Raw genomic sequence first — 13,291 nt, forward strand, 5'->3', positions numbered from 1 at the left:
CCGCGGCGGGCCTTGCGCCGGCTGCTGCCGGCACTGCCGCTGCTGCTCGGCGCCGGCCTGGCGGCGGCCCAGGCCGCCTCGCTGCGCTTTTGCGACAAGCCGGCCGCGCTGACGGCCGCCGAGCAGGACCGGATGCTGCGCTTCGGCGCCGTCGTCAAGCAGGAGCTCGAACGCTCCGGTGCCGACAGCGCGCTGATCGCCCGCTCCGGCCTGGACCTCGAACGGTTGGGCCAGCGCTATTCGCATGCCGGCCTGAGCCTGCGGGCCAGCGGCAACACGCCCTGGTCGGTGCGCCAGCTCTACTACGCTTGCGACGAGGGCCGGCCGCGCCTGTTCGACCAGGGCATGGCCGGCTTCGTGATGGGAACCAGCGAGCCGGCGCTGGGCTATGTCTCGCTGGTCCTGCTGCCGGCCGAGGCGGCCGCGGCGCTGGAGCGCACCGCGCTGGACGACCGCCGCGCGCTGGCGCTGCTGGGCGGCGACTACAGCGCCAACGCCCATGCCTGGGGCCTGCGCTACCAGAACTGCAATCAATGGCTGGTCGAGCTGCTGGCCAGCGCCTGGGGCGCCGCAGCCGACCGCGCCGCCGCGCAGCAATGGCTGCGCGAGCAGCGCTACCGGCCCAGCGAGATCGAGCTCGGCCCGGTGCTGATGCTGGCCAGCCTGTTCGTGCCCTGGGTGCATATGGCCGACCATCCGCAGGACGATATTGCCGCCGGTCGCTACCGCCTCAGCCTGCCGGTGGCCATCGAGGGCTTCGTGCGCGAGCGCCTGCCCGGCGCGAGGCGGATCGAGCTCTGCCACACCGACAGCCGGATCGTCGTGCGCCACGGCTGGCAGCCGCTCGCGGACGGCTGCGTCGCCGGCGACGGCGACGAGGTGATCGCGCTCCAGCAATAGGCAAAAAAAAGAGACGCGCGAGCGTCTCTTGGCGGGGTCGGGTCTTGCGACCGGCCTGCTTACTTGTTCAGCGCGTCCTTCAGCGCCTTGCCGGGGCTGAACTTGGCCGCGGTCGAGGCGGCGATTTCCAGCGCCTCGCCGGTGGCGGGGTTCTTGCCGGTGCGGGCGGCGCGCGCGCTGGTCTTGAAGGTGCCGAAGCCGACCAGGGCGACGGCGTCGCCGGCGGCGAGGGCTTCGGTGATCGTGCTCAGGGTGGCATCCAGCATCGTGGTGGCGACGGCGCGGGTGACGCCGGCCTTGCTGGCGATGCTTTCGATCAGTTCGGTTTTGTTCATCAGTGATCCATTGAAACAGGGAGTTCCCCGAAGGGGCGCCGATTATCGCGGCTTCCGGCGCCTCAGCGGTCGCCCGCCGCCGAGGGCAGCGGCGTGTGCAGCACGATCTGCAGCGCCTGCTCGGCGCTGAAGCCCTTCTTCACGAGGGCCTCGAACAGATTGCGCTTGAAGCTGGCGATGCGCGCGGCCGTCTCCGGGCGCTCGGCGAATCGCAGCTCGGCATCGAGGATGGCGTCGGCCATGCGCGCCGCATTCGGCACCACCGGGCTGGCCGTGCTTTCCATCATGCGGCGGATGTTTTCCTCGCGCGCGGACGGTGGCGCGGAACTCTGGGCCAGGCCCAGCGCCGGCATGAGGCCCAGGACGTGACCCAGGACGAGGGTCGGAAACAGGAGACGGCGGATGCGCATGGTCGGACTCCGGTGGATAGGGGTTGCCGCTAATTTAGCGGCCCGGTGCTCAAACCACGTGGCAGGCGACCTGCCGGCCCTCGACCTCCCGCAGTCGCGGCGTCTCCACCTTGCAGCGCTCGACGGCCAGCGGGCAGCGCTTGTGGAAGGCGCAGCCGCTCGGTGGGTTCAGGGGGCTGGGCAGTTCGCCGTGAATCTTGATGCGCTCGCGGCGGTCGGCCGCACGCAGGGCCGGCGTCGCGCTCATCAGCGCGCGCGTGTAGGGGTGCAGCGGGCGGGCGAAGATGGTTTTCTTGTCGCCGTACTCGACCGCCGCGCCCAGGTACATGACCATCAGATCGTCGGCCATGTGCTCGACGACGCTGAGGTTGTGCGAGATGAACACATAGCCGGTGCCGAACTCGGCCTGCAGGTCCATGAACAGGTTCAGGATCTGCGCCTGGATCGACACGTCCAGCGCCGACACCGGCTCGTCCGCGACGACGATCTTCGGGTTCAGGATCATCGCGCGCGCGATCGCGATCCGCTGGCGCTGGCCGCCCGAGAACATGTGCGGATAGCGGCGCAGATGCTCGGGCCGCAGGCCCACCTTGGCGACCAGGGCCTCGACGCGCTCGCGCCGCTCGGCCTTCGTCAGGCTCGTGTTGATCAGCAGCGGCTCGTCCAGGGTCGTGGCGATGCTCTTGCGCGGGTTTAGCGAGGCAAAAGGGTTCTGGAACACCATCTGCACCTGCTGGCGCAGAGCCTTCAGCTGCGCCTTGTCGGCATGGGCCGCATCGGTGCCCGAAAGTCGCAGCGCGCCCGAGGTCGGCGCCTCGATCAGGGTCAGCTGGCGCGCCAGGGTCGACTTGCCGCAGCCCGATTCGCCGACGACGGCCAGCGTCCTGCGGGCCTCCAGCGTGAAGGAGACGCCATTCAAGGCCTTGACGGTCGCCTTGGGCTTGAACAGGCCCTGGCCGACCTTGTAATGGCGGGCCAGGTCTTGCGCTTGCAGCAGCGGTGCGGCGCTCATGCGGCGCTCCTCGGGAAGAAGCAGCGTACGCCCTCGGCCAGCGCCGGGCGCTCGTTGCGGCAGCGCGGCTGCATATAGGGGCAGCGCGGCGACAGCAGGCAGCCGCCGGGGCGGTCCAGCGCGCCGGGCACGATGCCGGGCAGGGCGGCCAGGCGGGCCGTGCCCTTGTTGTGTTCGGGGATCGCGGCCAGCAGCGCCTCGGTGTACGGGTGGCGCGGCGCGTCGAAGATCGCCGGCACGGCGGCCGTTTCGACGATCTGGCCGGCGTACATCACCGCGATGCGCTGCGCCATCTCGGCGACGATGGCCAGGTCGTGCGTGATCATCACCAGGCCCATGCCCTGCTCGCGCTGCAGGCGCAAGAGCAGGTCCATGATCTGGGCCTGGATGGTCACGTCCAGCGCGGTGGTCGGCTCGTCGGCGATCAAGAGCTTGGGCCCGCAGGCAATCGCCATCGCGATCATCACGCGCTGGTTCATGCCGCCCGAGAGCTGGTGCGGATAGGCCCGCATGCGGTTCCTCGCATCGGGGATCTCGACCAGCTCCAGCAGCTCCAGCACGCGCTTCTCCGCTGCCGCGCCGCGCAGGCCCAGATGGGCCTTGAGCACCTCGGCAATCTGGTAGCCGACCGTATAGCTTGGGTTCAAGCTGGACAGGGCGTCCTGGAAGACCATCGCCATATCGCGGCCGATCAGCGCGCGGCGCTGCTTAGCGTTGAGCTTCAGCAAGTCCTGACCCTGGAACTCGAGCTTGTCGGCCGTCACCTTGCCCGGCGCGTCGATCAGGCCCATCAGGGCCAGCATGGTCACCGACTTGCCCGAGCCCGATTCGCCGACGATGCCCAGCAATTCGCCGGCCTCCAGCGTCAGGTCGACGCCATCGACGGCCGGGAAGCGCCCGAACTCGACGCGCAGATTCTTGATATCGAGCAGGGCCATCTCAGCTCACGCGCTTCAGTTTGGGGTCCAGCGCGTCGCGCAGGCCGTCGCCCATCAGATTGATCGCCAGCACGCTGACCAGGATGGTCAGGCCGGGCAGGGTGACGACCCAGGGCGCGCGCTCGATGTAGTCGCGCGCGGCGGACAGCATCGTGCCCCACTCGGGCGTCGGCGCCTGCACGCCCAGGCCCAGGAAACCGAGACCGGCGGTCTCGAGGATGGCCGAGGAGAAGCTCAAGGTCGCGTTGACGATCAGCGGCGCCATGCAGTTGGGCAGCACGGTGATGAACATCAGCCGCCAGACGCCGGCGCCGGCGACGCGGCTGGCCGTCACATAGTCGCGGCCGATCTCGGCCAGGGCGGCGGCGCGGGTCAGGCGCGTGTAGCCGGGCAGCGCGCCGATAGCGATCGCGATGACGGTATTGATGAGGCCCGGGCCCAGCACCGTGATCACGCAGATCGCCAGCAGCAGGGCCGGCAGGGCCAGCATGATGTCCATCACCCGCATGATCACCGGCGAGAAGCTGTGCTGGTAGAAGGCGGCCAAGAGGCCCAAGAGCACGCCGGGCAGTAGCGACAAAAAGACCGAGGCCAGGCCGATGCCCAGCGAGACGCGGCCGCCGTGCAGCAGGCGCGAGAGGATGTCGCGGCCCAGCTCGTCGGTGCCGAGGATGAAGCGCCAGCTGCCGCCCTCGGCCCAGACCGGCGGCTGCAGCATGTGCTCGCGGAACTGCTCGATCGGGCTGTGCGGCGCGATCAGCGGGCTCAGGATGGCAGCCAGCGCGATCAGGGCGAACACGATCAGCGCAATGAGGGCGCCGCGATTGGCGCTGAAGCCCGACCAGAACTCGCGCAGCGGCGAAGGGTGGTCGGGCACGACGGGGCTTGTTTCTGCGACGGCGCTGGACATCAGTGCTGGGAACGGATGCGCGGATTGACCACGCCATAGAGGATGTCGACGACCAGATTGACGCCGATGAAGGTGGCGGCCGAGATCAGGATGCCGGCCTGCACGACGGGATAGTCGCGGCGGGCGATCGAGTCGATCAGCCATTTGCCGATGCCCGGCCAGGAGAAGATGGTCTCGGTCAGCACCGCGCCGGCCAGGAGGCTGCCGGTCTGCATGCCGACGACCGTCAGCACCGGGATCAAGGCATTGCGCAAGGCATGGACGATGACGACGCGCTTCGGGTCCAGGCCCTTGGCGCGCGCGGTGCGGATGTAGTCCTCGCGCAGCACCTCCAGCATCGAGGAGCGCGTCATGCGCGCGACGACGGCCATCGTGCTGGTGCCCAGCACCAGGGCCGGCAGCAGCAGATGCGCGGCGGCCGAGGCCAAGGCGCCTTCCTCGCCGGACAGCCAGGCGTCGACCAGCAGGAAGCCGGTGACGCGGGCGACGTCGTACTCGATGCCGATGCGGCCCGAGACCGGCGTCCAGCCCAGATTGACCGAGAAGAACATGATCAGGATCAGGCCCCACCAGAACACCGGCATCGAATAGCCGACGGTGGCCATGCCCATCACGCCCTGGTCCAGTAGCGAGCCGCGCTTGAGCCCGGCCATCATGCCCAGCAAGAGGCCCAGGGTGACGGCCAGCAAGAGCGCGGCCAGCGCCAGCTCGACGGTGGCCGGGAACAGGGCGGCGAATTCCTTGGCCACCGGCTCGCGGCTGACCAGGGACTGGCCGAGGTCGCCCTGGGCCAGCTTGGCCACATAGTCGAAGTACTGCACCGGCAGCGGCTGGTCCAGGCCCATGCGCTTGACCAGGGCCGCGTGGGCCTCGGGGTCGAGCCGGCGCTCGCCCATCATCACCTCGATCGGGTCGCCGGGCACCAGGCGGATCAGGCCGAAGGCGACGATGGTGATGCCGACCAGGGTCGGGATCAGGGTCGCCAGTTTCTTGAGCAGAAAGGTCAGCACGGGAAAGGAGGAAATCGGGTCAGGGCTTGCCGGTGCCCGTCGGCGCCGGCGCCGGCGCCATCAGCATGCCGCCGGGCGTCGTCGCGACGTCGATCAGCGCGGCCGTCTCGGCGTCCAGCACGCCGCCGTAGTCGGCCGGGCGGTACTTCATCTGGAAGGTCGCGATCGCGTCGCTGGTCAGCTTGTCCGGCTGACCGCTGCGCGCGATATTGAATCCATAGCGGCCCAGGCGGTCCTGCGCCCAGCCGATGTCGGCCGGCACGGCTTCGTAAGCGGTCTTCCTGGCCGCAACCTGCACCGGGTCCGGCCAGGGGATCAGGCCGGCCTCGTGCAGCTGCTTCCAGGGGAACATCGGGCCCGGGTCCTGCTTGCGGCCAGGCGCGATGTCGGCATGGCCGATGATGCGCTCCGGCTTGACGTTGTGGCGCTTCTGGATGTCGCGCACCAGCTTGATCACCTCTTCGATCTGCTTCTGCGGGAAGGGCGCGTAAACGCGGCCGCCCGGCGTGTCCACCCAACCGGCGTTGACGATCTCGATGCCGATCGAGGAGGAATTGAGGTTCTGGTTGCCGGCCCAGTAGCTGGCGCCGGCATGCCAGGAGCGGCGGTTCTCGTCGACCAGCTGGTAGATCTCGGCCGGCTCCTCGCGCACCAGGTAGTGCGCGCTCACCTGGCCGCCGGTGGTCAGCACCTTCAGCGACTTCTCCCAGTCCAGCACCGTGTAGTGCAGCACGATGAACAGGCTGCGGCTGTCCTGGTTCTGCGAGACGTAGTCATGGCGGATCACCGGCGTCTGCGGTCCGGTGGCGCAGGCGCTCAGCAGCAGCGCGCAGGCGGCGCCTAGAAAGAGCTTGTGATTCATTCGTCGTCGAGGCTCGCAGGAAAGCGGAAAGCGCGGCCGGCGGGGCGGCGCTGCGCGAGGGTGCCATTGTTGCAGGCTTGGCCGGCCACCGATCCGGCGGCCGCGGCGACCGGGGCGGACTTCATCATCGTCATTGCGCGGCAGTTTGGGCGCAGCGGCCGCGGCCGGCAAATGTCAATGCCGCCGCGGGGCATAACTTTTTTTGCGGCCCGGGCCCTGTTTGGCCCGAAATCCTCGCGTTAACCCTGAAGCCGGGGCGAACCCCGATCCCCAGGGCGCAGGATTCCGGCGCTGCCGCCCTCCCTCTAGGCTGCGGGCTGGCTTGTGGAGGGCGCGACATGATCACCAGCAAACAGGAGCCCGAGAAAGGCAGTGCCTGGCGCGGTGCCTCGGCCGGATTCGGCGCGGTCACCGTGCTGCTGGGCTGGCTGGTCCATGCCGCCGAGGTCCATAACGCGCTGACCTCGCTGGTCGGCCCCGACTGGATCCGCTCGCTGCAGATCGGCGTCAGCGCCCTCGTCACGCTGCTGTTCGTCGCCGGCTATTCGGCGCTGGGCGTCTGGCTCTATCGGCGCTATCTGGCAAGGCACCGGCGCCGCCATCTGTTTCTGGCGGCCCTGGTCCTGGTCGGCCTCTTGATCACCGGCTGCAGCATCTATGTGGCGCTGCCCAAGCCGCCCGACGCCAGCGAGCTGCAGCGCAATGCGCAGAACTGGGATCGCCTGCTGCTGGAGCTGGGCAAGGCCGAGGCCGGGGTGGCGGGCGAGGGCCTGCGCTACAACCGGCTCGATCGGGCGGTGAAGCCGCAGGTCTGGAGCACGGCCCAGGGGCTGTGGGCGATGCTGCCCGAGGGCGGAGCGCCACCGACCGCCGCCGACGCGAAGACGATGCGCGCGGCGCTGACCTATATCGAGGGCAAGCGCCTGCCCGGCGACGAGGGCTGGGCCTATATGGGCCAGCTCGACTACGGCATCACCGAGGTCAACGGCTGGGTGGTGCTGGCCCAGGTGGCGGCCTTGCGGCCGGCGGTGGCCGGGGCGATCTGGGGCGATCAGCAGGCGCAGGCGCGGGCGCGCTTGCAGCGCGATGTGCAGCTCTTGATCGCTCAGCAGCTGGACAGCGGCGCCTGGAGCCCGCTCGGCGACGCGGGCATGCTGGGCGACGATGCGGCGAAGAAAAAGGAGCTGAAGGAGCGCGAGGCCGAGCACCAGCGCAGCTATTCGAGCGCGATCGCGCTGTGGGCGCTGGTCGAGGCGCAGCGCGCCGGCCTGCTGGCGCCCGAGCAGCGTGATCTCGCGCTGGCGAAGATCCGCAACGGCGTCGGCTGGCTGATCGGTACCTATCAGATCGCGCTGCGCAGCTGGGTGCCGAACCCCAAGCGCAGCGGCAATACCGAGCGCTATGCGGGCCTGAGTGCCCAGGTGCTCTATGTGCTGGAGCGGGCCCGGCCCTATGCCAATGCGCTGCAGACTCAGCACTATCTGAATGCGCGGCGCGAGTTCCTGATAGGGATCGAGACCGCCGGCGCCGGCGACACGCAGGAGCTCGCGCAGCGCCGCATCGACGCGAATGACCGCACGCACGACAGCGACGTCCACCTGCCCGGCGCGCGCGTGCTGCTGGAGGGCAGCAGCTTTCTCTGGTATCCCTGGACCCTGGCCGCCTGCTCGACGCGCGCCGAGATGCAGCTCGACGAGGAGGACCAGGCGCTGGCCGAGCGCGGCTGTGCGCGCCTCGGCGATCGGATCAAGGAGCTGCTGAACTTTGCCGAGACCGATCCCTTCACCTATGCGATGGCCGAAAGCCTCTTTGGCCTGCGCTGCCAGCTGCGCGTGTTGCAGCAGCGCGCCCAGGCGGCCAAGGTTCAGGCCAAGCGGTAGGCGACCCGCGGCCCCTCGATGCCCAGCCGGTCGATCGCCGAGACGACGATGGCGTCCAGCCCCTGTGCCGACAGCAGCAGCTCGCTGCCGGCGCGGAACTCCCAGCGCTCGCCATAGCGCAGCCAGCAGGCGCAGCGCTGGCCGCTGCCGGCCGCCAGGCTCAGCTGCCACTGGCCATTGGACTGCCTGGCCAGGCCCGGCTGCGGCGCGGCCGGCGGCACGCTGCCCGCGGCGGCCAGCCAGGGCGTGGCCGGCACCAGGGCTGCGTCGGTGTAAGTGCCGGCCTTCAGCGCATCGACGAGGCCGCGACGGTTCTGCTGCAAGGCGATCATGCTGAAGTGCACATGGCCGGCGCCCGTGCCGTTGGCCGGTGCCCGCTGGCGCTGCAGGGCGATCTGGCCGGTGATCTCGTCGACCGGCCAGCTCTCGGGCTTGTCGGTGATCCTGCTGGTGTACAGCCCCGGCCAGACATGGCGCGCCCTGGCGTTCTGTCCATGCCAGTAATCGAGCAGGGGGCCGAAGGCCTGGGCCTGCTGCGCCCGCGGCCAGTAGAGCTGCGGCACCAGATAGTCGAGCCAGCCCTCGGCCAGCCAGCGCTCCACGTCGGCATAGAGCTTGTCGTACTGGCTGAAGCCGGCGATGCCCGCGGGGCGCAGCGCCGGCTTGCCGATGCCGAAGGGGCTGATGCCGAAGCGGACCTGCGGCTTGGTCGCCGCGACCATCTTGTAGATGCGCACGATCAGCGTGTCGACGTTCTGGCGCCGCCAGTCGGCGCGGCCCAGCGTGCCGCCGCTCTTCAGATAGCGCTGCCAGGATGGCTCGTCCGGAAAGTCGATCTCCTGCTTGGTAGCCGGGTCGTTGACCGCATAGGGATAGAAATAGTCGTCGATATGAATGCCGTCGACGTCGTAGCGCTGCAGCACGTCCTTGAACACGGCCAGGCTGTGCTCGGCGGCGCCGGGCTCGCCCGGGTCCAGCCAGAGCTGGTCGCCATAGGACTTGACCCAGTCGGGCCGGGTCTTGCCCAGGTGTGTGGCGGCCAGCGCGCTCCTGGCGCCGCTCTGGCGGGCGCGGAAGGGGTTGAACCAGGCATGCAGCTCCAGGCCGCGCTTGTGGGCCTCGGCGATCCACAGCGCCAGCGGGTCGTAGAAGGGCTCCGGCGCCTGGCCCTGGCTGCCGCTCAGGTACTCGCTCCAGGGCTCAAGCTTCGAGTCGTAGAGCGCGTCGGCGCTGGTGCGAACCTGGAAGATGATCGCGTTGAGCTTCAGCTCGACGGCGCGGTCCAGCATCGCGTGCATCTCGGCCTGCTGTTCGGCCGTGCTCAGACCCTTCTTGCTGGGCCAGTCGATATTGGCCACCGTCGCCACCCAGGCGGCGCGGAATTCGCGCGGCGCGGCCGGCGCCAGCGCGGCCAGCTCGGGCGCCGGCTTCAGGCTCGGGCCGAAGAGAGGGCGCTCGGCGCAGGCGCTCAGCGCGAGCGGTGCGGCCAGCAGGGTGCGACGGGACAGGACCATGGGTTCAGACCCTCACAAACCAGCGCTTGCGCCACATGGCCCAGGCGACGAGATACATCAGGGCGAGGAAAGCGATGGCAAACAAGAGCGAGGCATTGACCGGCGCGATGTCCAGCGCCTGAATCGGCGCGTACAGCGCCGCCTTCAGGCTGCGGCCATCGCCCAGCTTGATGAAGCCCAAGATCTTGGCCACCAGGCCCGACAGCGCGAACAGGAACAGCGCATTCATGCCGAACTGCACCAGCGGCAGCGACCAGCGCGCGACGCGCTGGCGGGCCAGCGGCAGCGGCATCGCATCGAGCAGCCAGAAGAAGACACCGAAGACCAGGCAGGACCAGCCGGCCATCAGCGCCACGTAGGACGGCGTCCACAGGCTCTTGTTGATCGGCATCAGCCAGGCATCGCCGAGCTGGCCCAGCCACAGGCAGGCAAGACCCGCCACCATCAGCCACATCGCCTTCTCGATCGGCTGGCGCTTGCTTGCCAGCCAATGGCCGACCAGCACACCGGTCAGCTGGCTGGCCACGGCCGGCAGCGTCGACAGCAGGCCCTCCGGATCCCAGGTCTTGGCCTGCGCCCAGAGATGGCCGTTCATCAGCAGCCGGTCCAGCCAGGCACCGGTGTCCTCGCCCTTGTTGAGCGAGCCGGTGTGCAGCACGCCCAGGGCATCGGGCACCGTGACGCACAGCATCAGCACGCTATAGGCCGTCAGCAGCCCGACGATCCAGGCCACTTGCTGCTTCCAGTTGAACCACAGCACCAGCGGCGCGGCGAGGAGGGTGCACAAGCCCAGGCGCTGCAGCACGCCGGGGATGCGCAGCGTCTCGAAGCTGAAGCTCGGAATCAGGTTCAGCGCCAGACCGATCGCGATGATGATCAGGCCGCGGCGCCAGGTCTGCAGCAGCAGCGAGCGCTTCGAATCGCCCAGCGCCGCGCGGCGGCCCAGGCTGATCGTCATCGAGATGCCGCTGATGAAGACGAAGAAGGGAAAGATCCAGTCGGTGAAGGTCCAGCCATGCCAGGCCGCATGGGCCAGCGGGCCGTAGAGATGGCCCCAGTCGCCCGGGTTGTTGACCAAGAGCATCGCGGCGATGGTGAAGCCGCGGAAGGCGTCGAGCGAGAGCAGGCGCTGGCCGTTCATGCCGCGGCCTTTTTGCCGAAGCCCTCGGGCACCCGGATCAGCGCCGTCATCAGGAAGGAGGGCAGGGTCGCCAGCAGCACCCAGCCGAAGAAGTGCAGATAGCCGAGCTGCTGCTGCAGCCAGCCGCTCCACATGCCCGGGATCATCATGCCCAGGGCCATGAAGCCGGTGCAGATCGCATAGTGCGCGGTCTTGTGCGGCCCCTCGGCCACATGGATCATGTACATCAGATAGGCGGTGAAGCCCAGGCCATAGCCGAACTGCTCGACGGCCAGGCCGCTGCAGATGATCCACAGGCTGCCCGGGTGCTGCCAGGCCATCAGCAGGAAGACGATATTGGGCAGGTGCATGGCGAGGATTAGCGGCCACAGCGCCCGCTTCAGGCCGATGCGCGAGACGATCCAGCCGCCCAAGAGGCCGCCCAGGGTCAGGGCGATCAGGCCCACCGTGCCGTAGGCGATGCCGACCTCCTTGGTCGTCAGGCCCAGGCCCCCGGCCTCCAGCTTGTCGAGCAGAAAGGGCGTGGCCAGCTTCAAGAGCTGCGCCTCGGGAAAGCGGTAGAGCAGCAGGAAGCCGAGGATCACCAAGATGCCGGGCTTCCTGAAAAACTCGGCAAAGACGGCAAAGAACTCGGCCACCAGATGGCCGGCCTTGCCTTCGCCGCGGGTGTCACTGCTCGGCCGCGGCAGCACCCCCAGGTGGTAGGCGGCCATGGCGACGAACAGCAGGGCCAGCACGGCAAACACGATGGACCAGGCCATCGCCATGCTGCCCGTGCGCTCCTGCAGCTCGCCGGCCAGATAGACCAGGCCGCCCTGGCCGCCGATATTGGCCAGCCGGTAGAAGGTCGAGCGCACGCCGACGAAGGCCGCTTGGCTGTGCTGCGGCAGCGCCAGCATGTAGAAGCCGTCGGCGGCGATATCGTGCGAGGCCGAGGCGAAGGCCATCAGCCAGAACACGGCCAGCGTCATCTGGAAGGCCTTGGGGCCGGGAATGGTCAGCGCGACGCCGGCCAGCGCGGCGCCAATCAGAAACTGCAGCGCCCAGATCCAGCGCCGCTTGGTGCCCAGCAGCTCGATCAGCGGGCTCCACAGCGGCTTGATCACCCAGGGCAGATAGAGCCAGCTGGTGTAGAGCGCGATCTCGGTGTTCGAGATGCCGAGGTTCTTGTACATGATGACCGACAGCGTCATCACGACCACATAGGGAATGCCTTGGCCGAAGTAGAGCGTCGGGATCCAGGCCCAGGGATTGCGTTGCGGGGTTTCGGCGGCGATGGGGTGCGTCATGCGGCGCGAGCCTAGCAGGCCTTCAGGCGGCCAGCGCCTGGCGCACGCTGCCCCGGGCGGCGTCGAGCAGGGCGCGCGCGGCCGCCGCGTCCACGCCCTTCTTGATCATCACCAGCGCCGTCTTCACATGGTGGTCGCAGGCCTGCAGCGCCGCCTGGGCCGTCGCCTCGTCGGCGCCGCTGGCGCGCATGGTCAGCGCCAGCGCGCGCCGCACCAGCTTGGCATTGGTGGCCTTCAGATCGACCATCAGATTGCCGTAGACCTTGTTCATCTTCACCATCAGCGCGCTGGAGAAGGTGTTCAGCGCCATCTTCTGTGCGCTGCCAGCCTTCAGCCGCGTGGAGCCGGAAATCACCTCGGGGCCGGTGTCCAGCGTGATGCCGACCTCGGCCTCGCGGGTGACCGGCGCGTCGGCGTTGTTGGCAAAGCCGATCACGAGCGCGCCGGCGGCGCGGGCGGCGCGAATAGCGCCCAGCACATAGGGCGTGCCGCCCGAGGCGGCCAGGGCCAGCAGCACGTCGTTCGGGCCGGGCTGCAGCGCATTGAGGTCGGCCTGGCCCTGCACGGCATCGTCCTCCGCGCCCTCGACGGCGACGAACATCGCCGATTGACCGCCGGCCAGGATGGCCAGCGCACGCTCGCGCGGCCAGGAGAAGGTCGGGTACAGCTCGACGCTGTCCAGCACGCCCAGCCGCCCAGAGGTGCCGGCACCGGCATAGAGGATGCGGCCGCCGGCCTCGATGCGCGGCAGCGCCCGCGCGACCGCCTCGGCCAGCTGCGGCGCGGCCGCGCGCACCGCATTGACCGCCTCCACCTGGTCCTCGACGAAGGCGCCGATCAGCGCGGGCAGCTCGTACTGGTCGAGATCGGGATGGCGGCTGCTGGGCGTTTCGGTCTTGAGCATGGGGAATCCAGGGACGGGCGGACGGAGCGACTCTAGGGGTCTCGGCCGGAGGCGGCCAATGACGAGCGCCATTGTCCCCATAACTGCAGGTGATCCTGGGCATGCCCGCGGCTTCCGTCCGCCGCGCATGGATCGGCACAAGCCAGGATGCGGCGCGGGCGCGACGCGGGCATGATGTGAACCTCA

Annotated in this window: 14 protein-coding genes; 2 read left to right on the forward strand and 12 right to left on the reverse strand. The window is 69.2% G+C overall.

The annotated features are described in order from the left end of the window. Window positions 1-12: 12 nt before the first annotated feature. Window positions 13-900: a DUF2145 domain-containing protein gene (locus QWJ38_RS04045; RefSeq protein WP_290357749.1), complete on the forward strand. Its 888-nt coding sequence runs from the start codon at window positions 13-15 to the stop codon at window positions 898-900. 59 nt (window positions 901-959) lie between these two features. Here QWJ38_RS04045 and QWJ38_RS04050 read toward each other — a convergent pair whose 3' ends face one another. The 8 genes from QWJ38_RS04050 to QWJ38_RS04085 form a co-directional block, all read right to left on the reverse strand. Then, entirely contained in the window at window positions 960-1,235 is a 276-nt protein-coding gene (locus QWJ38_RS04050) for an HU family DNA-binding protein (RefSeq protein ID WP_290357750.1), read from the reverse strand. Window positions 1,236-1,297: 62 nt separating this feature from the next. Continuing rightward, window positions 1,298-1,645 carry a hypothetical protein gene (locus QWJ38_RS04055; RefSeq protein ID WP_290357751.1) on the reverse strand — a complete coding sequence of 116 codons (348 nt, stop codon included), beginning with the start codon at window positions 1,643-1,645 and terminating at the stop codon, window positions 1,298-1,300. Window positions 1,646-1,694: 49 nt separating this feature from the next. After that, on the reverse strand, window positions 1,695-2,657 hold the full coding sequence (locus QWJ38_RS04060) for a peptide ABC transporter ATP-binding protein (protein ID WP_290357752.1): 963 nt from the start codon (window positions 2,655-2,657) through the stop codon (window positions 1,695-1,697). Then, complete coding sequence (locus tag QWJ38_RS04065; RefSeq protein WP_290357753.1) at window positions 2,654-3,595, reverse strand: ABC transporter ATP-binding protein; 942 nt, start codon at window positions 3,593-3,595, stop codon at window positions 2,654-2,656. Before QWJ38_RS04065 ends, QWJ38_RS04060 begins: the two co-directional genes overlap by 4 nt. 1 nt (window position 3,596) lies before the next feature. Further along, window positions 3,597-4,505 (reverse strand): ABC transporter permease subunit, encoded by a 909-nt coding sequence (locus QWJ38_RS04070; RefSeq protein ID WP_290357754.1) that lies wholly within the window; start codon window positions 4,503-4,505, stop codon window positions 3,597-3,599. Beyond that, a complete protein-coding gene (locus tag QWJ38_RS04075) occupies window positions 4,505-5,515 on the reverse strand; it encodes an ABC transporter permease (protein ID WP_290357755.1) in 1,011 nt (336 codons plus the stop codon). The genes QWJ38_RS04070 and QWJ38_RS04075 overlap by 1 nt, the downstream gene beginning before the upstream one ends. 19 nt (window positions 5,516-5,534) lie before the next feature. Further along, complete coding sequence (locus QWJ38_RS04080) at window positions 5,535-6,377, reverse strand: N-acetylmuramoyl-L-alanine amidase (protein ID WP_290357756.1); 843 nt, start codon at window positions 6,375-6,377, stop codon at window positions 5,535-5,537. Beyond that, a complete protein-coding gene (locus QWJ38_RS04085) occupies window positions 6,374-6,511 on the reverse strand; it encodes a hypothetical protein (protein ID WP_290357757.1) in 138 nt (45 codons plus the stop codon). The genes QWJ38_RS04080 and QWJ38_RS04085 overlap by 4 nt, the downstream gene beginning before the upstream one ends. A 204-nt stretch (window positions 6,512-6,715) precedes the next feature. Here QWJ38_RS04085 and QWJ38_RS04090 point away from each other — a divergent pair, with 204 nt between their 5' ends. Next, a complete protein-coding gene (locus tag QWJ38_RS04090; protein ID WP_290357758.1) occupies window positions 6,716-8,257 on the forward strand; it encodes a hypothetical protein in 1,542 nt (513 codons plus the stop codon). Here QWJ38_RS04090 and QWJ38_RS04095 read toward each other — a convergent pair. The 4 genes from QWJ38_RS04095 to QWJ38_RS04110 are packed head-to-tail and all read right to left on the reverse strand — an operon-like array spanning window position 8,242 to window position 13,105. Continuing rightward, complete coding sequence (locus tag QWJ38_RS04095; RefSeq protein WP_290357759.1) at window positions 8,242-9,771, reverse strand: glycoside hydrolase family 10-like protein; 1,530 nt, start codon at window positions 9,769-9,771, stop codon at window positions 8,242-8,244. The genes QWJ38_RS04090 and QWJ38_RS04095 overlap by 16 nt on opposite strands. 4 nt (window positions 9,772-9,775) lie before the next feature. Next, complete coding sequence (locus tag QWJ38_RS04100; protein ID WP_290357760.1) at window positions 9,776-10,912, reverse strand: acyltransferase family protein; 1,137 nt, start codon at window positions 10,910-10,912, stop codon at window positions 9,776-9,778. Further along, on the reverse strand, window positions 10,909-12,201 hold the full coding sequence (locus QWJ38_RS04105) for an MFS transporter (protein ID WP_290357761.1): 1,293 nt from the start codon (window positions 12,199-12,201) through the stop codon (window positions 10,909-10,911). Before QWJ38_RS04105 ends, QWJ38_RS04100 begins: the two co-directional genes overlap by 4 nt. A gap of 22 nt (window positions 12,202-12,223) precedes the next feature. Then, window positions 12,224-13,105, reverse strand: a complete 882-nt coding sequence (locus QWJ38_RS04110; protein ID WP_290357762.1) for an N-acetylmuramic acid 6-phosphate etherase — start codon at window positions 13,103-13,105, stop codon at window positions 12,224-12,226. Between the last annotated feature and the right edge of the window lie 186 nt (window positions 13,106-13,291).

Origin of the sequence: Roseateles violae (assembly GCF_030410485.1) — a bacterium.
Lineage (GTDB): Bacteria > Pseudomonadota > Gammaproteobacteria > Burkholderiales > Burkholderiaceae_C > Roseateles_D > Roseateles_D violae.